The sequence below is a fragment of the Streptomyces sp. MAI_2237 genome (assembly GCF_054189285.1).
On sequence record NZ_JAJPGQ010000002.1, the window covers coordinates 418,559 to 440,123 of the forward strand.

The window sequence follows — 21,565 nt, forward strand, 5'->3', positions numbered from 1 at the left end:
GTGTCCGGTCGGCCACCGCCGGGGAACCCCACGCATGGCAGACCGTGCCCGCCCCCGGGGGCACACCCGCCGCCCACCTCATCGGGGTCGCGGCGGCCGGCCCCGGCCTCGCCTGGGCCGTCGGGGAGGAGGGCCGCAACGGCGGGACCGCCGGGACCCCCCTGGCCCTCGTCTGGGACGGAACCGCCTGGACCAGGGTCGGCCTCGCGCACCTCCGCCTGACCGGCGGCCTGCGCTCCGTCGCCGCCGACACCACCGGCCGGGCGTGGGCCGTGGGCCCCGGCGCCCACCTGCTGCACTGGGACGGCACCACCTGGCAGGAGTCCGACTTCCCCGGCCGCGGGACCTCCGGCACCACGCTCACCGGTGTCGCGACCGACGCCGACGGCGGCGTGTGGGTGTCCGGCCGCGACGGAGACGGCTCGGTGCTGCTGCACGGCGCGGACGGCGAGTGGTCCTGGATCGCCCGGCCCCCGAGCGGGACCACCGTCACCCCGTCCGGCGTGCGCGTCACCGTCCGCGGCGACGTCTGGGTCTACGACAGCGCCCTCGTCGCCCGCTGGGACGGCTCGGCCTGGACCGAGCTGACCGCGCCCGGCGGCCTCCGCCCCGCCGTCACCGGTCTCCTCCCGGTCGCCGACGACGACATCTGGCTCACCGGCTACGACTACGGCGTCGGCGGACCGCCCGGCAAACCGCCGGGCGTCACCCTCAAGCACTGGGACGGCACGGCCTGGAACACCGTCACCGCGCCCTTCACCGCCGGCATGTTGACCGCGATCGCCGACGACGGACAGGGCGGCCCGGACCGGATCGCCGGCTGGGACTTCTGGGACCAGACCCGGGCGCACTACCTGCGCTGGCAGGACGGCGGCTGGGTCAGCGAGCGCGGCGCGACCGCTACGACGCCCGTCCTGCCCGAGGCCCTCACGCCCGTGCCCGGCACGGGCGGGTACTGGTCCGTCGGCACGACGTCGTTCTCCCCGTACCCACCCGCCCAGGTGTACATCGAGTGCTAGGGCCGGCCATGGCCTTCAGGCCAGGCGGATCATGTTCCAGGACAGCGGCTCCAGTGCGGCGGTGAGGGTGCCGTCCCGGACCTCGGTGCCCTCGACGGCGTGCGGGGCGACCCGCTCGGGCTCGGTGAGGGTGTTGCGGGCGTCCGGGTCGGCGTCGGCGAGGGCGCTGTGCTCGACCACGGACGTCAGGTCGAGCCCGTTCAGGGCCACTTCGAGGGGCAGCGCCTCGGTCCGGGAGCGGTTGACGGCGAAGACCGTGACGGTGCCGTCCGCGGCGCGCACCGCGGTGGCGTGCAGCAGATCGGCCTCACCGTACTTGCTCGTCTCGTACGTCGGTGACTGCACGCGCACGTCGAGGACCTCGCCGCGGCCGTGCCGGGCGGCCTGGGCGAAGGGGAAGAAGGTCGTCTGCCGCCAGGCCGGGCCGCCGGGCTCGGTCATGATCGGCGCGATGACGTTGACGAGCTGGGCGAGGCAGGCGACGGTGACGCGGTCGGCGTGCCGCAGCAGGGCGATGAGGAGCGAGCCGAAGACGACCGCGTCCAGGACGCTGTAGTTGTCCTCCAGCAGACGGGGCGCCTCGGCCCAGTCCCGCGCCGCGGAGTTCTCGATCTCGTGCCACCTCGACGTGTACCAGACGTTCCACTCGTCGAAGGAGAGGTTGATCTTCTTGGGGGACTTCAGTCTGGCGCCGACGTGGTCACAGGTGGCGACCACGTTCTCGATGAAGGACTCCATGTCCACGGCGGAGGCCAGGAAGGAGTCGAGGTCGCCGTCCTGGGGCTCGTAGTAGGCGTGCAGGGAGATGTGGTCGACCAGGTCGTACGTCTCCTCCAGGACCGTCGCCTCCCACTCGGCGAAGGTCGGCATGGACTGGCTGGACGAACCGCAGGCGACCAGTTCCACGGACGGGTCCATCTGCCGCATGGCACGGGCGGTCTCGGCGGCGAGGCGGCCGTACTCGCGGGCGGTCTTGTGTCCGGTCTGCCAGGGGCCGTCCATCTCGTTGCCCAGACACCAGACCTTGATGCCGAAGGGGTCCTTGTCGCCGTGGGCGGCGCGCAGGTCCGACAGGGCGGTGCCGGAGGGGTGGTTGGCGTACTCCTGGAGCTCCAGGGCCTCCGCCACGCCCCGCGTGCCGAGGTTGATCGCCATCATCGGCTCGGCCTGCGGGCCGACCTTCTTCAGGAAGGCGATGTACTCGGCGAGTCCGAAGCGGTTGGTCTCCGTGGACCGCCAGGCGAGGTCGAGGCGGCGGGGGCGGTCCTCGGCGGGGCCGACGGAGTCCTCCCACTTGTAGCCGGAGACGAAGTTGCCGCCGGGGTAGCGGACGGCGGTGACGCCGAGTTCGCGGACGAGGTCGAGGACGTCCTGGCGGAGGCCCTCGGCGTCGGCCGTGGGGTGGGTCGGCTCGAAGATGCCGGTGTAGACGCAGCGGCCGAGGTGCTCGACGAAGGAGCCGAACAGACGGGGGTTGACCTCGCCGACGGTGAAGGCGGGGTCGAGGGTGAAGCGGGCGGTGTGCATGTGCGCCTCTCGGGGTGGCTGGTGCGTGGTTCGTCGGCGGCTGCGGGGGCTGTTCGGGCGCGTTCGACATGTCGACTTACGCTCGTAACTTCGAACGGGACCGTAAAGAGGAAGCGCTTGCCAGTCAATGGTTCGGGCAGGCTTTTCCGGCCAGACGGGGCCGTTCGTGGTTGAACCACCGGCGTAGTCTCGAACGGCCTGCTCGGCGGCGAGAGGGGAAGCGATGGACATCGCGGGCGTGCGGAGGACGGCTGCCCGGATCGCCGGGAGGCTGCGCCGCTCGCCGGGAGCGTCCGGGATGCGGGAGCTGGCGGAGGGGCTTCATGCCGCCCTGCGGGTCAGGACGCGGCCGCCGGTCGACGCGCGGGAGCTGTGCCGGGCCCTGTGCGAGGAGATGAGCGCGCGGCGCGGCGGACGGCCCGTCGAGCTGCGGTTCGAACGGTTCCCGGACGAGATCGAGGTGACGGGGCTGTGGGTGGGCTTCCAGGACTTCGACCTCGTCATCGTCGAGGAGCGGGCCGAGGGCGCCCAGCAACTGGTCATTCTCGGCCACGAGTTGTGGCATCTGCACGTCGGACACAGCCATCACCACACGGCCGGGACCGCACTGGCCGGGGAACGCGACTGGAGCGGAACGGCGCTGTCGGTGGCGGCCCGTGACGGTTCGCGCGCGGCCGAGGAGGCGGAGGCCGACGCCTTCGGTCACCGCCTCGCCGCCACGCTGCGGCCCCTCCTGCCGGGCGGGGACCCCCGGCGCCGCCCGCTCGGACCCGAGGAGCGGGACCGGGCGGCCGTACCGCGTGCCGCCCGGCCGCCCCTCGGGACGCTCAGCCCGCGAACGCCGGCTGGGGCAGGCCCTTCCCCGCGCCGGGGACGACCAGCACAGAGCCCGCCACCGGGTGGGGTGACGTGAGGCCCACGCGGGCGGTCGTGATGTACAGGTCCGTCAGCTCCGGGCCGCCGAAGGCACAGGCGGTGACGCGGGGCGTGGGCAGCTCGATCACGCGCTCCAGTTCGCCGTCGGGTGTGTAGCGGCGTACCGCGGCGCCGTCCCACAGGGCCACCCACACACAGCCGTCGGCGTCCACCGTCAGCCCGTCGGGGAAGCCGGCGTCCTCCTCGATCTGCGCGAAGCGGCGCCGGTCGGTGATCCGGCCGTTCTCGTGGTGGAAGACGTCGACCTGCCGGGTCGGCGAGTCGATGTAGTACATCAGGCGCCCGTCGGGGCTCCAGCCGGTGCCGTTGCTCACGGCCACGTCGCCGAGGACGACCTCGGCCGAGCCGTCCCCGGTGATCCGGGAGAGCGTGCCGCCGCCGGGGGCCTCGTCGTAGCGCATGGTGCCGGCCCACAGGGAGCCGTCGGGGGCGACGGCGGCGTCGTTGCCGCGGCGGCCGGGGACCGGCTCGCGGTGCAGCCAGCGGAAGGCGCCGTCCGGGTCGACGAGCCCGACGCCGTCCCGGAGGTTGAGCACCAGCCCGCCGCCGGCCCGCGGCTTGGCCGCGCCGATGTGCTGGTCGGTGACGCGCACCGTGCGCCGGCCGGTGCCCGGGTCGTAGGTATGGACGCGCGCGCCCAGGATGTCGACCCAGATCAGCCGCCCGGCGTCGGCGTCCCAGGTCGGCCCCTCGCCCAGGGTGGCCTCGGCGCGCACCGCCACCTCGTAGGCCGTCATGCGACGGTCCGGTGGCCGAGGCGCTCCGACAGCTCGGCGGCGCCCTTGGCGGCGAGCTGCTCCAGCTCGGCGCGGCGGTCGTCGCTCCAGCGGATCATCGGGACGGAGATGGAGAGGGCGGCGACGACCTGACCGGTGCGGTCGCGGACGGGTGCGGCGACACAGCTGACGTCCGGGTTGGACTCCCGGCTCTCGACGGCGATCCCCCGCTCACGGATCTGCGCGAGGGCCTCGCGCAGATCCGCGGGCTCGGTGATGCTGTTGGGTGTCATCCGCACGAGCTCGGCGTCGTCCGGGATGCGCGCGGTGAGTTCCGGCTCCGGAAGGGAGGCCAGCAGCATCTTCCCGACGGACGTGCAGTGCGCGGGCAGCCGGCGCCCGGCGGCGGACACCATCCGTACCGCGTGCGTCGAGTCCACCTTGGCGATGTAGATGACGTCGGTGCCTTCGAGGATCGCCACGTGCACGGTCTCGTCGCAGGTCTCGGCGACGGACCGGGCGACCTGCTGCCCCTCGGCCGCGAGGTCGAGCTGCTCGGCGTAGCGGCTGCCGAGCTGGTACGGCCGTACGCCGAGCCGGTAGCGTCCGGGCTGCCCCGGCACCTGGACGATGTACGACCGGGCGGCGAGAGTGGTCACCAACTCGTGCACGGTGGTGCGCGGCAGCTGCAGCCTGCGCACGATGTCGGGGGCGGAGAGCGTCCCGTCCCCGTCGAGGAAGAGCTCGAGAATGTCGAGAGCCCGAGTCACCGCAGGTACGAGGCGTCCCACGACCGGCCCCCTCCCTTGTTTTCCTAGGCGCCTGTGTTCGAAATTTCAACAGACGATCGGCATGACGAACACAGGTTAGGCCCAGCGCGTTTGCCCGGGCAATGGTTCTGCGCGGAACGCATGAGTCCGAGAGTGAAGAAACCCCTTGCCGATGAGACCCGACGAGACAGGAGTACGCATGGACGTCCTGGTGACCGGCGGCAGTGGCTTTGTCGGGAGTCATTTGGTGGTGCGGCTCCTGGAGCGGGGCCATCAGGTGCGCGCCACCGTGCGGAGCGCCGCCGACTCCCGCAAGACGGCCCCCTTGCGCGCCGTGCAGGACGCCCATCCCGGCCGGCTGGAGTTGTTCGAGGCCGAGTTGCTCGTGGACGGTTCCTTCGACGAGGCCATGAACGGGTGTGAGGTGGTGTTCCATGTCGCCTCGCCGTTTCTGATGCCGGAGAGGATCAAGGACGGGCAGCGGGACATGGTGGAGCCCGCGCTGGTGGGGACGCGGAACGTGATCGGGAGCGTCGAGCGGACTCCCACCGTCAGGCGGCTCGTGCTCACCTCCACCGTCGGTGCCGTCTTCGGCGACTACGTCGACGTGCTCGCCATGGACGGGCGGGTGCTGAGCGAGAAGTACTTCAACACCACCAGCACCGTGCACAACAATCCGTACCACTACGCCAAGACCGTCGCCGAGCGAGCCGCCTGGGAGGCCGCCGAGGCGCAGGAGCGGTGGAGCATGGTCGCCGTGAACCCCGGACTCGTGCTCGGGCCCTCGCTCACCCCCGCCTCCGAGTCCGGCAGCCTCTTCCTCCTGGAGGAGCTCTTCAAGGGCTACTTCTTCTACGGCGCCCCCGACTTCAGCTTCACCACGGTCGACGTACGGGATCTGGCCGACGCGCACATCGCCGCCGCCGAGAAGCCGGACGCCCATGGGCGGTACATCGTCGCCGCCGAGCGGATGACCTCCTTCCACGAGATGGCGCGGATCGTCCGCACGCGCTGTCCGAGGGATCTGCGGCTGCCCCGAACCCGCCTGCCGCACTGGCCCGTTCGCGTCCTCGGTCCGGCCTTCGGGCTCACCCAGGACTACATCCGCAAGCACCTCGGCATACGGTTCGAGGTCGACAACCGCCGCGGGAAGGAGGAGTTGGGGATCGCGTACCGGCCCGTCGAGGAGACCGTGCTGGACCACTACGAGGCCTGGCGGCGGCAGCGTCGGGCCCGGTGACCTTCGGCGTCACCGCTGCCCCGTCTCTCCCAGCATCCCCCTCAACCTCTGTGCCCGCAGCACCAGTTCCAGTTCGAAGCGGCGGTCGGGGTCGTCGATCTCGTCGCCCCACAGCTCGCGGATCTGGCGCAGGCGGTACCGGACCGTCTGGGGGTGGACACCGAGGCGCGCGGCCACCTCCGGCGCCCCGCCGCGGGTCTCCAGCCATGCCAGCAGGGTCTGCGCCAGCCGGCGTCCGTGCGTCGGGCCGCAGTGCGCGAGCGGTGCCAGGCAGCGCAGGGCGAGGTCGTCGATCAGTTCCTCCGGCTGCAGCAGCACCAGGGCCTCGGTGTGCTCGGTGCAGTACAGGACGTCCCCGGCGGGCAGCAGTCCCCGCTCCATGAGACGGACGGCCGCCTCGGCCCAGCGCAGCGACTTCGCCGCGTCGGCCAGCGGTACCGGCGGCCCGATCGCGCCGGACCACCCGGTCAGGGCCCGGTGGAGCAGTTCGGGGCGGCCGGCGGCGTCCGGTTCGGGGACGACCATGCGGGGCTGCTCGTAGTCCATGTCGAGCAGCACGCCCTGTCCGACGGCGGGCGCGACGGCCTCGCGGGCCGGGCGGAGCAGGACCCCGACGGCGACCTTGCGGGGCAGCGGCCAGCCGACCCGGGCGGCCCGTTCGGTGAGCGCCTCGGCCGGATCTCCCCGGTGGTGCTCGGCCAGCAGCAGCTCCATCAGGCGGCGCTGGAGGCGCAGACGCTCCCCGGCCTGCCGTGCGGCGGCCTCGGCGTAGCCGCGTACCGACTGGTCGACCAGGCCGTCCAGGTACTCGTAGCCCGCGTCGACGAGTTCGTACATGGCGGGCGGCGGGATCTCCACCCGCTGGCCGATCTCCGCGAAGCGGCGCCAGGCCAGGCGCACCCCCATGCGGTAGATCGCCTGGAGGGAGTCGAGGGAGCGGCCGTGCAGGCCCTCGCCGCGGCCGAACTCCTGGAAGACGCCGGGCGGGACGGTGAGGCGGCCCTCGGACGTCTCCAGGTGCTGGACGAACACCTCGATGGCCCGGCGGATGCCGACCAGCGCCATGGGCTCGCCCGACTCGTCGAGCACGAGGGGCAGGTGGGGGTACTCGCGGCGGATCTCGCGCAGGATCTCCTCGGCGAGTCCGGGCGCCTCCGCCATGGCGATGGCGGCGAAACGGCGGACCTGGAGACGGGGCACGTCGTGCCAGGCCGAGCGGGTGGTGACGGCCGGCGGGTGCGCGGGCGTCACCGGTCAACTCCCCTGACCGGCTTGCTCGTACGTGATCAACGGCGTGTTCGGCTGGTCGGGGGTGGCGTCGAGCAGGGCGACGATGCCGAGGGCGGCGCCCACGGCGAGGGCCGCGGCGGCCACGACGGTGAGCGCGGCGGCGAGCAGTCTGGACATCGCAGGGTCAGCCTCTCCGTGCGGAAGGTCGTCCCCACCCCGGTGTCCCACCTCTGCCTGTCGGCCCAGTCTCGACAACCATTGACACCCCGTCAAGAGCGGCCTACGGTTCCCGGCCCATAGGCCCCGCCTTTCGGACCGGCTCGGCGTCGCGGGCCCTGGCGCGCACATCTGCGGCGTTGTCGTCGGTTGCCGACTCCCCCACTCTCGGCTCCGCTCGTCCACCCCGCAGCCGCACGCGCCAGTCCCCGCTCGGCTCGACCGACCAGCGCCGTCCCTCACCGCCGACCTGGTCCGAAAGGCAGGGCCAGAGCGGCCCGAACTCCGTCGTCCCTCTCCCTGGAGTGTCCGGATGCGCCGTACAGCCTCCCCCCTCTCGCTGATTCTGCTGGGACTCGGCACGTTCCTGCTGGTCCTGGCGCCGATGCTGGTCTGGTACGTCGAGCCGCGGGCCGCAGTGAACCCGATCGACATCGACACCACGGCCGTCTACCAGGGCACCGGAAGCTACTTCGACACCGATGAGATCAAGACAGTCCACGACCAGCGCATCACGGTCACCCAGCAGGTGCGCGGAAACGTCGCGGACAGTGAGAAGAGCGGGCGGGCGGTGTGGGACGTGACGACGACGGTCGACACGGACAAGTCGCTGCCGGCCGCCGACCCGCATGACGCCCTGGAGTTCTTCCTGAACCGCTGGGTGACGGACCGCCGCACCAACCGACCGGTCCACTGCTGCAAGGAGAACCCCTACTTCGAGGGCGACGCGTATCTGAAGTTCCCCTTCGACGTGCGGCGACGCTCCTACACATGGTGGGACAACTCGCTCGGCGACACGGTGGTGCTGCACTACGCGGGTACGAGGAAGGTCCAGGGGTACAAGGGTTACCGGTTCACCGGCAGCGTGTCGCCGACGAAGATCGGCACGCGACTGGTGCCGGGCACGATCGTCGGCCAGAAGAGCAAGCCGCAGGTTCTGGCCGAGGAGTGGTACTCCAACCACGGCATCGAGCTGGTCGTGGACCAGCGCACCGGCCGGGTGCTCTACGCCCAGGTCGGCCCGCGGCGCACCCTGCGTGCCCCCGGTGCGAAGAAGGACGCGGTGGTGCTGCTGGACAGCGAGAAACTCGGGTTCACCACCGCGACGCAGAAGGAACAGGTGAAACAGGCGAAGAAGGAGAGCGGCCAGCTGCGCATGGTGGGGCAGACGTTGCCGATCGCCTCGGCGGTGGCCGGATTCGTACTGGCGGCGCTAGGGGCGGTTTTGGTGGTACGAGGCCGTAAGCGCCCCGAGTTGGCCGAAAACTCCCGATCGCCCCAGCCCCAGCTCACGATGTGACATGACGTCAGTTCTAATAAAGCCGGAAATTGTCACCTCGGTGAGTAGCCGTGGCGAACGGCTCGGCGAAAACTGTCCAACCCCACCCGAGCACAGCCCGTCCACACCCCCCGCCCAGGAAGAGCTCAGTCCCCCCACAACACGTCCGGAAAGCCACCACTGAGTTCCGCACCCTGAGACGAGTTGGAGCACCCATGCCCCAGCACGTGCCATCCCCGCTGCGCAGCGCTCATTCCTGGCCGCCGCAGCACCTCCCGGCGCTCCCCCCACACCCGCGCCGAATCGTTTTCCTCGCCCATCGTGACCTGGACAACCCGGCCGCCGGCGGCTCCGAGCTGCTGGTCGACCGGCTCGCCGAGGGCCTGACCGGACTCGGCCACCAGGTGACCCTGATCTGCGGCGGCCCCGCCGCGTACCGCGACTACAAGGTCGTCTCGGCGGGCGGCGAGTTCGGCCACTACCTGCGCGCCCGGTCCGCCTTCGCCCGTCAGGTCGGCGAGACCGATCTGCTGGTGGAGGTCTGCAACGGCATGCCCTACCTCGCGCCCCTCTGGCACCGCGGCCCCACGCTGTGCCTGGTCAACCACGTCCACTCCGACCTGTGGAAGATGCGGTTCGGCGGGCCTCTGACGCCGGCCGCGCGACTCGGCCGAAGACTGGAGCAGTGGGCGCTGACCGGCGCCCAGCACCGCAGCCTGATGGTCGCCGTCTCTCCCTCGACGGCCCACGCGCTGCGCGCGATCGGTGTCGAGAGGGACCGCATCCGCGTGGTGCACAACGGCGTCGAGGAGCCCGGCCCACGGGCCGAGCGGTCGGCCGAGCCGCTGTTCGTGGCGGTCGGCAGACTCGTCGAGTACAAACGGATCGACCTGCTGCTCAGACTCTGGGAACGCGTGCGGCCGGTCACCGGCGGCCGGCTGGTGATCGTGGGCGACGGCCCCGAGCGGCAGCGGCTGGAACAACTCGCCGGTCCCGGGGTCGAGTTCGCCGGGCATGTCTCGGAGGCCGAGAAACACCGGCTGCTGTGCGCCGCCTGGCTGCTGCTGCACCCCTCGGCCGTGGAGGGCTGGGGCCTGGTCGTCACGGAGGCCGCGACCCGGCAGACGCCGACCGTCGCCTTCGACGTGCCCGGCCTGCGGGACTCCGTCGTCGACGGGGAGACCGGCGTGCTGGCGCACGGCGAGTCGTCGTTCGCGGCCGCCTGGTGCACGCTCGCCCTGTCGGGGGAACGCCGTGCGGCGATGGGCAAGGCCGCGCGGGACCGGGCGGCCCGCTACCGCTGGCACCGTACGGTCAGACAGTTCCGCGCCGTGGCCGCCGAGGCGGTGAGGAGCTGGACCCCATGACCGGCACCGGTCTCAAGGACCCCTCGATACGCCGGTCGATGACCCTCTTCCGGGCGTTCCTCCACGAGCAGGACGATCCCGGGACCTGCTACGCGCTGCTCGCCCGCGACGCCGTCGACCAGGTCGAGGCCTACGACGGCCCCGTCGCCGGGCGGACGGTCGTGGACGTCGGCGGCGGCAGCGGATACTTCACCGAGGAGTTCCGCCGCCGCGGCGCCCACGCCCACCTCTTCGAGCCCGACGTGCGCGAGTTGGGCGAGAAGCCGCCCGAGGGCACGGTGATCGCCGACGGCTATCTGCTGCCCCTGTCCGACGGGGTCGCCGACGTCACCTTCTCGTCCAACGTGCTGGAGCACGTCGCCGATCCGCAGACCTTTCTCAGCGAACTGGTCCGGGTCACCCGGCCCGGCGGCCTGATCTACGTGTCGTTCACCAACTGGCTGTCCCCGTGGGGCGGCCACGAGTGGGCCCCGTGGCACTGGTTCGGTGCCGAGCGGGCCCGCGCCCGCTACCGGCGCCGTACCGGAAGGCCGGCCAAGCACATCCTCGGCGAGAACCTGTTCGCCGTGCACATCGGCACCACCCTGCGGCAGGTGCGCGGCCGGGACGACGTCACGGTCGTCTCGGCGCGCTCCCGCTACTGGCCCTTCCTCGCCGAGGCGGTCGTCAAGGCGCCCGGAATCAGGGAGTTCGCCACCTGGAACCTCCTCCTCATCCTCAGGCGGTGTCCACCATGACGACCACGGTCCAGGCCCCTCCTCCGGCGGCCGTCCCCACCACCGCGGCCACCTCGGGTCCGCCGGAGGGCCCGCGGTCGCGGCGCTGGCTGGTCGGGTTCTGGGCCGTGATGTTCGTGCTGTTCCTGGTGGTGCACCCGGGACGCGAGACCTTCGACACCAAGCTGGGCGTGACGACCGATCCCGGCGCGTTCCTCTCCGACCTCGGGCAGCTCTGGCACGACCAGGGCGGCTTCGGCGGGATCCAGGACCAGTACGCCGGCTATCTGTGGCCGATGCTGCCGTTCTACTGGCTGGCCCATCTCGTGCACCTGCCGGTGTGGCTGGCCGAGCGGCTGTGGATGTCGCTGATCGTGTCGGTCGCCTTCTGGGGCGCGCTGCGGCTGGCCGAGCGGCTGCGGGTGGGCAGCGGCGGCTCCCGGCTGCTCGCGGGCATCGCGTACGCCCTGTGGCCCGTGTTCACCATCGTCGTCGGCTCCACGTCGGCCGCCGTGCTGCCCGGCGCCTTCCTGCCGTGGGTGCTGCTGCCGCTGACGAACGAGCGGTACACCGCCCGGGTCGCGGCCCTGCGCTCGGCGCTGGTCGTGCCGTTCATGGGCGGCGTCAACGGGGCGTCGACGCTGGCCTCGCTGCTGCCGGTCGGTCTGTATCTGCTCTCCCGGCCGCCCGGGCCACGGCAGCGCAAGCTGATCGCCTGGTGGGTGCCAGGGGTCGTCGTGGCGACGGCCTGGTGGTGGATCCCGCTGCTGATGCTCGGCGTGTACGGAGAGAACTTCCTGCCCTACGTGGAGACCGCGCAGACCACCACCGCCACCATGTCGGGGACCGAGGCGCTGCGCGGGGCCGGCAACTGGGTGGCCTATCTGCACTTCGGGCAGGCGTGGTTGCCCGCCGGATGGACGGTCGCCGCCTCCGTGGTGGTGATCGTCTCCTCGGCACTGGCGGCCGGGCTGGGGCTCGCCGGGCTCGCGCGCCGGGACATGCCCGAGCGGCGGTGGCTGGTGCTGACCGTGATCGCGTGCGCGCTGGTGCTGCTCGCCGGCTACGGCGGGGCGTTCGGCGCGCCCTTCCACGGGGTCGTGCAGGACTGGCTGAACGGCTGGCTCGTCCCCTTCCGCAACATCTACAAGTTCCAGACGGGGCTCGCCCTGGCGCTGGTCCTCGGGCTCGCCCATGTGGTGGGCGTCGCCGCCGAGTCGCGCGGCGCCCGGCCGGTGCGGGGGCGGCGGTTCGCGCCGCTCGTCGCGGCGGTGCTGATCCTGCCGGGCCTGCTGTGGCCGTACCTCAACGGCTCGATCCTCAACCCGGGGTCCTTCCAGGAACTGCCCACGTACTGGAAGACGACCGCGAGTTGGCTGCAGAAGTACTCCCCCGACTCGCGTGCCCTGGTGGTGCCGGCCACCGCGCACGGCATCTACAGCTGGGGCTCCCCCATCGACCAGCCGCTCGACGTGCTGGCCAAGTCCCGCTGGGCGCAACGGGACTACGTCCCCTTCGGCACCCCAGGCAACCGGCGGGCGATGGACGCCGTCGAGAACGCCCTCGCCTCCGGCAGCGAGGTGCCGGGCCTGGCCGACTACCTGAGCCGGGCGGGCATCTACTACGTCGTCGTACGCAACGACCTCGACCCCGACCAGATCGGCGCGGTGCCGACCACCACCGTGAAGCGGACCCTGCAGCAGTCGGGCTATGTGCGGGTGACGGGCTTCGGGCCGGTCATGACCGGCGGCCGGATCGCGCACGACGCCCCGCTCCAGGTCGAGGGCCTGTACCCGCGGCAGCGGGCGGTCGAGATCTACGAACCGGGCGGCAAGGACGTCCCGCGCCCGGGGCAGGCCCGGCTGCTGCCCGTCTCCGACACGGCCGTCGTCTCCGGCGGACCCGAGGCCCTGCTGCCGCTCGCGACCGAGCTGCGCGGCCGGGCGACCGTGCTGACCGGGGACAACACCCCCGGACTCGGCAGCCCCGCTCTGCAGGTCGTCGGCGACGGGCTGCGCCGTGCCGACACCCGGTTCGGGCTGGTCAGCGCCAACACCTCGTACACGTACACGAGTTCGGAGCGCAACGCGCCGGACGCCGTGCAGGACGCCGGGAAGAGGCCGCACCAGATCCTGCCGACCGAGGGCATCGCCCACCAGACGGTGGCCCAGCTGCGCGGCGCCCGCTCGGTGACGGCCTCCTCCACCGGCAACTGGCTCTTCCACCTGCCCCAGTACGACCCGGTGAACGCCTTCGACGGCAACCCGGACACCGCGTGGGCCGAGGGCGCGCCCGGCTCCGCGGACGGGCAGTGGCTGCGGATCGGCTTCACGGGCTCCTACGACATGCCGTCGTCGTTCAAGGTGACGCCGTTGCCGCAGGCGAGCGTGCGGTCGGCGGCCACGAAGGTGCGGGTGGAGACGGAGAAGGGGAGCAGGACGAGTTTCCTGCGGCCCAACGGCCAGACGCAGTCGGTCAAGGCACCGGCGGGCGCGACGCGGTGGATGAAGCTGACGATCGTCGACTCCGAGCGCCGCCACGCGGGTCTGACGGGCGCCGGCTTCTCCGAGGTCGCCCTGCCGCACGTCCAGGTCACCCGCCTGCTCCGCCTGCCGACCGACGCGGACGGCGCCTCCGACGCCGCCGCCACGCAGATCTCCCTGCACCGCACCCCCGACCCCACCGGTCTGTCCGCGACGGGCACGGAAGCGGGACTGCACCGCCGGTTCACCACGGCCACGGCGGGGACGTACGAGGTGACGGCGGGCGCGGTGCCGGTGAGCGGCGCGGAGCTCGACAGGCTGCTCTACCGGGTCGCGCCCGACCAGCAGAACCGCATCGTCGCGACCGCCGACTCCACGGCGGCCCTGGGCGCGGGCCTGTCGGCGCGCAACCTCACCGACGGCGACCTGACCACGGCCTGGGTCGCGGGCGACCGGCCGACCATCCATCTGAGCTGGAACGGCAAGCAGCCCGTCGGGGAGATCGTCCTGGCTCCGGCGGGCGGGCTGTCCACCCGGGCCACCCAGGTGGACATCAGCTCCCCCGACGGTGCGACGATCGCCGGGGTCGACGAGAACGGCGTGGCCCGCTTCGACCCGATCACCACGGACCGCCTCGACATCACGATCACGCGGACGGCGCCGCTGAGCCTGCACAACCCGGTGGCCGACGAGGACCTGCAACTGCCCGTCGGGCTGAGCGAGGCGTACATCCCGGCCCTCGACCAGTACCGCACCAAGCAGCCCGGCTCCTCCCGCGCCTTCTCGCTGCCCTGCGGGCAGGGGCCGGCCGTGGCGGTGGACGGGAAGCTGTACGCGACGAGCGTGCAGGGGACCGTGCGGGACCTGGTGGAACGCCGCCAGGTCGAGGTGACGCTCTGCCAGGAAAGCCGGAGGGACACCGGTCTGGAGCTGACCGCCGGGACCCACCGGGTGGAGGCCGGCGACGCCGGTCCCCTCGTCCTGACCGACGTCACCCTGACGCACGGCACGGTGAGTGAACCGTCCGCCGGGACACGGCAGTTGACGGTCCGGGACTGGCTCGGCGACCGGCGCGAGCTGACCGTCGGCTCGGGCGGCGCCACGTATCTCACGACGTACGAGAACTTCAACGACGGCTGGAAGGCCACCCTGGGCGGCAAGGAGCTCACCCCCGTCCGGCTCGACGGCTGGCAGCAGGGCTGGCGGGTCCCGGCCGGGGCGGGCGGCACGGTCAAGCTGTCGTACGAGCCCGCGACCACGTACGAGGGCGGGCTGATCGGCGGCGCGGTCGGGCTGGCGGCGGTGATCGGCCTGGCCGTGTGGCGCCGGCGCGAACCGAACCCCGATCCGGCGCAGCCGGTGCCGCCGCTGCCGGGGCTGTGGCTGGGCACGGTGGCGCTGACGGTGGTGGCGATCGTGATCGCCGGATGGTTCGCCCTGCTCGTCCTCGCGCTGGCTCTGCTGGCCTCCCGCCGGCACGCCCTGCTCGTCCCGATCGCGTTCGCCGCGCTCGTGGGGGCGGGGATCGCGGCGGCGACGGGGGCCGGGGAACCGGTGGGCGCCGGTCACGGGGCGTTCGGGCACGCGGCCCAACTGCTGGCGCTGATCAGCCTGTTCGCCGGCGTCGTGAGCGTCCACGAGCCGGACGAGGGCCCCGGCCACACGGCGGTCCTGCCCCCGGCGACCGAACCGGCCCTGTGGGCGCCCTCGGAAGCCCCGACTCGCGAACTGCCGCAGCGACGCCGGGAGGAGAGGCCCGGCCCGGACACCGAGCGACCGAGCCCCGGGACGACCGCCCCGCCCCCGCCACCCGGCGAACGACACGGAGAAGGCCTCTCCGGTGCCGGCCCCTGGCAGAAGCGGCCGGGAGACGTCCACACGACCGGCACCTCGCAGCACGATCCAGGGGGCGGCCACGCGGGCGTCACCTCGCAGCAAGAGCAGGGGGGAGGCCACGCGCGCGGCACCTCACGCGAGGAGCACGCAGAAGGGTTGCCCACAGACAGCCCCCGGCGGGAGCACCCAGAGAGGCAGCCCGCAGGCAGCCCCCGGCGGGAGCACCACGCAGAAGCCCTGCCCGAGGAGGGCCCTCGGCAGGAGCAGCCCGCCGATGCCCCTCCCGGGGACGGCCCATGGCAGCGACAGCACGTCGACGACCCCGCCGCCGACGGTTCCCGTCAGGGACAGCGCGGCGAGGGGCTCCCCTCGGAAGGCACCCGGCCCGACGCCGGGCCCGTCGTTTCCGCGCGGGGGCCCGGGGGTGCGGAGCCCGGGGCGCCGGTCGGGCGGGTTCCGTTCCGCAAGCCCCGGCTGCGGGCCACCGAGCCCGAGCCGCCGCGGCCGTCGGGGCCGGACGACGACACGGGGAGGGGCTGAGTCCTGTGACCGCGCTCGACCATCCCGCACGCGCCGGCGGCCCGCCCGGGCCGCCCAGGCGGATCCCGTTCCCCGTGGTGGACGAGGTGGCCCGGCACTGTCTCCAGGAGGAGGAGCCGGAGACCGTGCACATCGAGGTCCATCTGCCCGGCCGGCTGGACCGCGACCGGCTGCGCACGGCCTTCGCCGAGGCCCTGCGCCGCCACCCCCGCATCCTGATGCGCGAGGCACCCGGCGGCTGGTACCGGCGGCGCTACGAGTGGGAGCTGACGGCGGAGCCGGACGTGGAGGTGGTGACGTTTCCCCCGGCGGGCCGGTGCGCGCTGCGCGACGCGCGGACCCGCGCCCTGACGAAGGCGCCGCCGCTGTCGGCCTCGCCACCGATCAGGCTGGAGGTGGTGGAGGGCACCGGGGACGTCGAGGGGAGCGAGGCGACGGACGCGGTCGGTGTGCCGGCTCCGCACGACGCCCCCGAGCCGCGGCGGTCCGACGGCACCGTCCTCTTCCTGACCATCAACCACACCGCCCTCGACGGCCCCGCGTGCCTGCGGGTCCTGGCCACCGCCGCCGAGCTCTACGGCGGCCGGGACAACTCCCCGGCCGCTCCGCCCGTACGCGGCGCGGAGGCCCCCCAGGCCCCGGAGGCGACCCCCTCCAACTGGTCGCCGCCGGCCCGGGTCGCCCCCGGCACCCCCGAGCCCTCGCCGGGCAACGGACTGCTCGTCACCGAACTGCCCCTCCCTCACCGCCCCAAGGGCTCCCCCTACACGGTCAACGACCAGCTCATGGTCACCACCGCTCTCACGATCACCCACTGGAACAGGGAACACGGCGCCCGTTCCCGCCCGCTGCGCATCACGATGCCCGTGGACGACCGCCCCCGGGACGCCGGCATGCCCATCGGCAACGGCACCCGGCTCGTCGAAGTCCCCTTCTCACCGGAGGAGTTGGCCGCACACGGGCCCGCCGAGATGCCCGCGCTGCTGCATCGCACGGCCACCCGCACCCGTGCCCTGAAGTCCCTCCCGCGCCCGCAACTCGGCCACGGGGCCGCCCTGCTGACCGCCCCGGTCACCCCGGTCGCCTGGCGGGCGGCCCTCACCCGCGGCCTGCGCAGGGCGGCCGCGCCGTGGACGTCGACGACGCTGCTCAGCAACATCGGCCGCATCCCCTACCCGCTGGACTTCGGCGAGGAGGGCGGCCGCGCGCACGCCGTCTGGTTCTCGGCGCCCGCCCGGATGCCCCGCGGCCTCACCGTCACCACCGCCTCCACCGCCGGCCGCCTCCATCTGGCCCTGCGCTGGTCCCGGACCCTGCTCAGTCACGGCGACGGCGCCCATCTGCGGGACCTGTTCGAGCACTACCTGCACACGACGGAGGTGAGCGGCCCATGACGACCACGATGCCGCACCCGCGCCCCAGGGAGCTGCGCGACTTCTACGAGGACCCGTCCGTCCCCGTCGCCTCCGGCGCCCCGCGCAGCCTCCGCCAGGCCCGCATGCTGGCCGCCGCGCTGGGCACCGCCCGCGGGCAGACCGTCCTCGACGTCGGCTGCGGCGACGGGTCGGCCGCCGCGACCGCCCGCCCGCTGCTGCCCGGCCACCGCATCGTCGGCGTCGACTGGTCCCAGGACGCCCTCAAGCGGGCCCGCACCCGCCTGTCGTACGCCGTCCGCGGCGAACTGACCGGCGGCGGGCTGCCGTTCGGGGCGGCCTCGGCGGACGCCGTGCTGTTCAGCGAGGTGATCGAGCACCTCGTCGACCCGGACGCGGCCCTCGACGAGATCCGCCGCGTGCTGCGCCCGGGAGGCCATCTGATGCTCTCCACGCCCAACCTGGCCGCCTGGTACAACCGCGGTCTGCTGCTGGCCGGCGTGCAGCCGGTGTTCTCCGAGGTCAGCCTGCGCGGCATCCACGGCCGGCCGGGTACCGAGGTCGTCGGGCACCTGCGCCTGTACACCGCCCGCGCGCTGCGGGAGTTCGTCGCCGCGTCCGGCTTCGAGGTCGTACGGCTGGCGGGCGCCCCCTTCCACGGCGTGCCGCGTCCGCTGCGCCCCCTGGACCGGCTGGCCTGCTCCAGACCCTCCCTCGCCTCGATCCTGCTCCTGCACGCACAAAAGACCTAGGGGGCGTGCCCATGTGGTGGGGAGTGGCCGCGGCCCTGTTGGCGAACACCCTGTACAGCCTCGGTTTCGTCCTGGAGAAACGGGCGCTGACCGCGCTCCCCGAGGTGACGATCCGGCAGCCCGCCCGGCTGCTGCGGCTGGTGCTGGGCAGTCCGCTGTGGATCGCCGGGTCCGTGGCCCTGGCCTCCGGGTTCGGTGCCCAGCTCGTCGTGTACCGCACCCTGCCGATCGCCGCCGCCCAGGGCATCTTCGTCTCCGGCCTGGTGCTGCTCGTCCTGCTGTCGGCCCGGCTGCTGGGCGAGGAGACCACCGGCCGGGAGCGGTACGCGCTCGGCGCGATCCTCGCCGCGCTGCTGATGGTCGTGCTGTCCCTGAAGGACGCCGGCACGCACGCGGACACCGTCGGCCGCGGCGCCCCCTACCCGCTGATCCTGCTGGTGTGCGTGCCGTCGCTGGCGGCCGGCGTGTGGCTGTACGGCGCCGCCGAGCGCCGCTCCCGGCACCGGCACCGGGCGCCGACCACCGGCGTGGAGTACGGCGTGGCGGTGGGCCTGCTGTACGGCGTCAGCTCGCTGGCGATCAAGGGCGTGTCGAGCTACCTGGGCACGAGCGGCCTGGGCCATGCGGTGGCCGGTGTGCTGAAGTCGCCGTACCCGTATCTGCTGCTGTTCACCGGCGCGTTCGGGCTGGTCATGTCGCAGGCCGCGCTGCAGCGCTGCCGGGCCTCGCTGATCGTGCCGGTGTGCACGACGGTGACCTCGCTGTACACGGCGGTGATCGGCACGCTGTCGTTCGGCGAGGCGCTGCCGCACGACCCGCTGCGGCTCGCGCTGCGCCTCGCGGGCACCGCGCTCGCCGTCTGCGTCCTGCTGACCATGCCCAAACACGATCCCGCGCCCCAGGAACCCCCCATCGGTGCCAAGGAGTTGACGCCCCCATGAACCCCGACGACCCGCTGCTGCGGATTCTGGCGTGCCCGCTGGACAAGGGCCCGCTGCACCTCGTCAGGCCGGACGGGCCCGAGGCGTCCGAGGCCCTGTACAACCCGCGCCTGCACCGCCGTTACCCCGTCGTCGACGGCATTCCCCAGCTGCTGCCGTCGTCCGGTGAGCAGGTGTCGGACGAGGAGCACGAGGTCCTCCTGAAACGGATGGCCCGGTGAGCACGGCACCCGGGCGCCCGTCCCGCACCCTGGCCGCCCGTCTGGCCCCGCTGCTGCCCGTCCGCCTGGTCGCCGCCACGGCCCGGGCGGTGTATCCGCGGTTCGAGCCCGAGCTGGCCCGGCTGGCGGAGCTGTGTCCGGCGGGCTGCGGGACGGCCGTGGACGTCGGCGGCTGGTACGGCCCCTGGACGCGGCGGCTGGCCGGGCGGGCGCGGCAGGTGGTGACGGTCGAGCCGGTCCCGCATCTGGCGCGGCTGCTGACGGCCACGGCCCCGCCGAACGTCCGCGTCGTCGAGGCGGCCGCCGCGGACCGCCCGGGCACCGCCCGGCTGTGGCTGCCGCCGGACGACGCCGGCGACCGGGGCGTGTCGTCCCTGGTCCGCCGGGACATCCACGGTCAGGCGCTGGACGTCCGATGCGTGACCCTCGACGAACTGCGCCTGCGGGACGTCGGGTTCATCAAGATCGACGTGGACGGCAGCGAGTCGGCCGTGCTGCGCGGCGCCACGGGGCTGCTGGTCCGCGACCGTCCCGCGCTCTTCGTCGAGCTGGAGTCCCGCATCCAGCCCGTCGCCCCGGTGGTCACCTACCTCTCGCTGCTCGGCTACGACGGCTGGGTGCTGCCCGGCGGCGACTGGGTGCCGCTCGCGAAGTTCCCGCTGGAGGAGCACCAGGCGGCCGTCGCGCACGTGGTCGCGCAGGGGCTGCTGCCCCGCGTCCTGCCGTTCCGCAGCCGTCCCCGCTACGTCAACTCGGTGCTGTTCCTGCCCGACGGCCGCCGCCCGGGCGATGTCGGTGCCGTGCGCGACGATGGGGGGCATGCCGTCCGCCAAGCGCCCCGCTGATCCGTTCACCCCGCTCGACTTCCAGCTGGTCCTGCTGCGCCGCATGGCCGACCACAACCCCGGCCTGGTGGAGGAGGCCCGGCGTGAGCTGGGCGTCTCCATCGCCGGGATGCGCGAGGCCAACAAGCGCTGGCAGGCGATGCTGCACTCCCCGCGCGCCCGGGCCGCCGCCTCCCGGTACCGCTCGATCCTGGGCGAGCCCGAGTCGAGGGCCGGCCGCAGGATCGGCGACCTGGACTGCGAGGCCTGGCTGTGGCCGCTGCCCCTCTGGCCCGACCTGCGCTTCGAGGTGCTGCTCGCCCCGAACGGCGCGGTGTGGAACGAATGGCTGGTCCGGGCCCCGGGCGCCCCGGCCCCGTCCCTCACCACCCTCGACGACCTCACGCCCTGGTCCTGCACGGTCGACGAGGCGGCTCGCGCCTTCGCCCCGGCGCGCCCGCTGGAGGGCACGGCGCCGACCCGCTGGGGGCTGGCGTTCACGGCGCCGGACGGGCAGGGGGTGCGGCGGAAGGTGGCGGCGGAGTTCACCTGGGGGCTGCTGCAGCGGGTCGCCGTCGCCGACTGAGCGGAGTGCGCCCCTCAGCCCGCGGCCGCCGCCAGGATCGCGTCCCGCACCGCCGCCACCGATCCGGGGTGCAGGAACAGGAAGAGGTTCGGCTCGACCAGCTCCAGCTCCATCACCACCGGCTCCCCGTCCTCCCCGTCGACGAGGTCCACGCGCGCGTAGAGCAGTCCGGCCGCGTCCGGTACGGCGGCCAGGGCGCGCTCGGCGACGGCGAGTTCGGCCGGGGTGGGCCGCCACGGCTCCAGGTCCGGGTGGGCGACCTTGTCGGCGTCGTAGGCGGTGCCGGGGGCGAGGACGGCCCGCTTGCGGCTGGCGTGCAGCAGGCGTCCGCCGAAGAACTGCAGGGCCCGTTCGCCGCCGCTGTCGATGGCGCGCATGTAGGGCTGCACCATCGCGGTGAACCCCTCCTCGTGCATGCGCGCGAGGTGCCGCAGGGCCGTCTCCCGCTCCTCGGGCAGGTAGCGCGCGGCGTAGCGGGCGCCCGCGCCGGAGGTGGGCTTGACGACGTACTCGTGGCCGTCGGGCAGCTCGGGGGCGGCGCCGGGCGCGAGGTACCGGGTGGGCACGACGGGCACCCCGGCCGCCGCGAGGTCGCCGAGGTAGCGCTTGTCGGTGTTCCACCGCACGATGTCCGCCGGGTTGGCGAGCCGGGTGAGCGTGCCGCACGTGTGCGCCCAGTCCGCGAACTCGGCCGCCCGCCAGCTGTAGTCCCAGGTGGAGCGGATGACGGCGAGGTCGTAGGCGGCCCAGTCCACCTCGGCGTCGTCCCAGACCACGACGTCCGCCCGCGCGCCGGCCGCGTCCAGCGCGTCCCGCAGGACGGGCAGGTCGCGGTCGCGGTGGGGCCTGGGGCCGGGGTCGTAGGTGACGAGGGCGACGCGGGGCACGGGCGGAACTCCGTTCGACGGCGGGCACGGTCCGTCGCAGGCTAACCGCCTCGCCGTCGGTCACGGGAACCAGGTTGACCTTCCCCTTCGGGAAAGCCCCAGCATC

At 73.4% G+C, this 21,565-nt stretch carries 19 protein-coding genes; 13 read left to right on the forward strand and 6 right to left on the reverse strand.

What is annotated here, in order from left to right:
• The first annotated feature begins 44 nt into the window (after positions 1–44).
• Positions 45–1,019, forward strand: coding sequence for a hypothetical protein (locus LN251_RS06755; RefSeq protein ID WP_458243575.1), 975 nt, complete (start codon positions 45–47; stop codon positions 1,017–1,019).
• Positions 1,020–1,034: 15 nt separating this feature from the next.
• Here LN251_RS06755 and arfA read toward each other — a convergent pair whose 3' ends face one another.
• The gene (gene arfA, locus LN251_RS06760) at positions 1,035–2,546 is read right to left on the reverse strand and encodes an arabinosylfuranosidase ArfA (protein ID WP_458243576.1); all 1,512 of its coding nucleotides are present in this window, start codon (positions 2,544–2,546) and stop codon (positions 1,035–1,037) included.
• 223 nt (positions 2,547–2,769) lie between these two features.
• Here arfA and LN251_RS06765 point away from each other — a divergent pair, with 223 nt between their 5' ends.
• The gene (locus LN251_RS06765) at positions 2,770–3,459 is read left to right on the forward strand and encodes a toxin-antitoxin system, toxin component family protein (RefSeq protein ID WP_458243577.1); all 690 of its coding nucleotides are present in this window, start codon (positions 2,770–2,772) and stop codon (positions 3,457–3,459) included.
• On the opposite strand, the gene LN251_RS06770 is transcribed toward LN251_RS06765, so the two are convergent.
• Both LN251_RS06770 and LN251_RS06775 read right to left on the reverse strand, forming a co-directional pair.
• Positions 3,374–4,219, reverse strand: coding sequence for an SMP-30/gluconolactonase/LRE family protein (locus LN251_RS06770; protein WP_458243578.1), 846 nt, complete (start codon positions 4,217–4,219; stop codon positions 3,374–3,376). The two genes, LN251_RS06765 and LN251_RS06770, sit on opposite strands and share 86 nt — an antisense overlap.
• Positions 4,216–4,989: an IclR family transcriptional regulator gene (locus LN251_RS06775; RefSeq protein WP_058925489.1), complete on the reverse strand. Its 774-nt coding sequence runs from the start codon at positions 4,987–4,989 to the stop codon at positions 4,216–4,218. Before LN251_RS06775 ends, LN251_RS06770 begins: the two co-directional genes overlap by 4 nt.
• A gap of 178 nt (positions 4,990–5,167) precedes the next feature.
• Here LN251_RS06775 and LN251_RS06780 point away from each other — a divergent pair, with 178 nt between their 5' ends.
• Positions 5,168–6,208, forward strand: a complete 1,041-nt coding sequence (locus LN251_RS06780) for an NAD-dependent epimerase/dehydratase family protein (protein ID WP_458243579.1) — start codon at positions 5,168–5,170, stop codon at positions 6,206–6,208.
• Positions 6,209–6,217: 9 nt separating this feature from the next.
• Here the strand turns inward: LN251_RS06780 and LN251_RS06785 are convergent, their stop codons facing one another.
• Both LN251_RS06785 and LN251_RS06790 read right to left on the reverse strand, forming a co-directional pair.
• On the reverse strand, positions 6,218–7,459 hold the full coding sequence (locus LN251_RS06785) for a PucR family transcriptional regulator (RefSeq protein WP_458243580.1): 1,242 nt from the start codon (positions 7,457–7,459) through the stop codon (positions 6,218–6,220).
• A 3-nt stretch (positions 7,460–7,462) separates the two neighbouring features.
• Positions 7,463–7,615 carry a hypothetical protein gene (locus LN251_RS06790; protein WP_174267325.1) on the reverse strand — a complete coding sequence of 51 codons (153 nt, stop codon included), beginning with the start codon at positions 7,613–7,615 and terminating at the stop codon, positions 7,463–7,465.
• Positions 7,616–7,967: 352 nt separating this feature from the next.
• Between LN251_RS06790 and LN251_RS06795 the strand changes: the two genes are divergently transcribed.
• From LN251_RS06795 to LN251_RS06840, 10 genes are all read left to right on the forward strand, one after another.
• Positions 7,968–8,954 carry a DUF3068 domain-containing protein gene (locus LN251_RS06795; protein WP_458243581.1) on the forward strand — a complete coding sequence of 329 codons (987 nt, stop codon included), beginning with the start codon at positions 7,968–7,970 and terminating at the stop codon, positions 8,952–8,954.
• Between the two features lie 194 nt (positions 8,955–9,148).
• A complete protein-coding gene (locus LN251_RS06800) occupies positions 9,149–10,300 on the forward strand; it encodes a glycosyltransferase family 4 protein (RefSeq protein ID WP_458243582.1) in 1,152 nt (383 codons plus the stop codon).
• Positions 10,297–11,037 carry a class I SAM-dependent methyltransferase gene (locus tag LN251_RS06805; protein WP_458243583.1) on the forward strand — a complete coding sequence of 247 codons (741 nt, stop codon included), beginning with the start codon at positions 10,297–10,299 and terminating at the stop codon, positions 11,035–11,037. The genes LN251_RS06800 and LN251_RS06805 overlap by 4 nt, the downstream gene beginning before the upstream one ends.
• On the forward strand, positions 11,034–15,875 hold the full coding sequence (locus LN251_RS06810) for an alpha-(1->3)-arabinofuranosyltransferase domain-containing protein (RefSeq protein WP_458244145.1): 4,842 nt from the start codon (positions 11,034–11,036) through the stop codon (positions 15,873–15,875). The genes LN251_RS06805 and LN251_RS06810 overlap by 4 nt, the downstream gene beginning before the upstream one ends.
• A gap of 5 nt (positions 15,876–15,880) precedes the next feature.
• Complete coding sequence (locus LN251_RS06815) at positions 15,881–17,269, forward strand: condensation protein (protein ID WP_458243584.1); 1,389 nt, start codon at positions 15,881–15,883, stop codon at positions 17,267–17,269.
• Entirely contained in the window at positions 17,266–18,000 is a 735-nt protein-coding gene (locus LN251_RS06820) for a class I SAM-dependent methyltransferase (RefSeq protein ID WP_458243585.1), read from the forward strand. The genes LN251_RS06815 and LN251_RS06820 overlap by 4 nt, the downstream gene beginning before the upstream one ends.
• 23 nt (positions 18,001–18,023) lie before the next feature.
• Positions 18,024–18,941 carry a hypothetical protein gene (locus tag LN251_RS06825; RefSeq protein WP_458244146.1) on the forward strand — a complete coding sequence of 306 codons (918 nt, stop codon included), beginning with the start codon at positions 18,024–18,026 and terminating at the stop codon, positions 18,939–18,941.
• Entirely contained in the window at positions 18,938–19,162 is a 225-nt protein-coding gene (locus LN251_RS06830; protein WP_458243586.1) for a Trm112 family protein, read from the forward strand. The genes LN251_RS06825 and LN251_RS06830 overlap by 4 nt, the downstream gene beginning before the upstream one ends.
• The gene (locus LN251_RS06835) at positions 19,159–20,007 is read left to right on the forward strand and encodes an FkbM family methyltransferase (protein ID WP_458243587.1); all 849 of its coding nucleotides are present in this window, start codon (positions 19,159–19,161) and stop codon (positions 20,005–20,007) included. The genes LN251_RS06830 and LN251_RS06835 overlap by 4 nt, the downstream gene beginning before the upstream one ends.
• Positions 19,973–20,572 carry a hypothetical protein gene (locus tag LN251_RS06840; protein WP_458243588.1) on the forward strand — a complete coding sequence of 200 codons (600 nt, stop codon included), beginning with the start codon at positions 19,973–19,975 and terminating at the stop codon, positions 20,570–20,572. The genes LN251_RS06835 and LN251_RS06840 overlap by 35 nt, the downstream gene beginning before the upstream one ends.
• 14 nt (positions 20,573–20,586) lie before the next feature.
• Here the strand turns inward: LN251_RS06840 and LN251_RS06845 are convergent, their stop codons facing one another.
• On the reverse strand, positions 20,587–21,459 hold the full coding sequence (locus LN251_RS06845; RefSeq protein WP_458243589.1) for an ATP-grasp domain-containing protein: 873 nt from the start codon (positions 21,457–21,459) through the stop codon (positions 20,587–20,589).
• Positions 21,460–21,565: the final 106 nt, after the last annotated feature.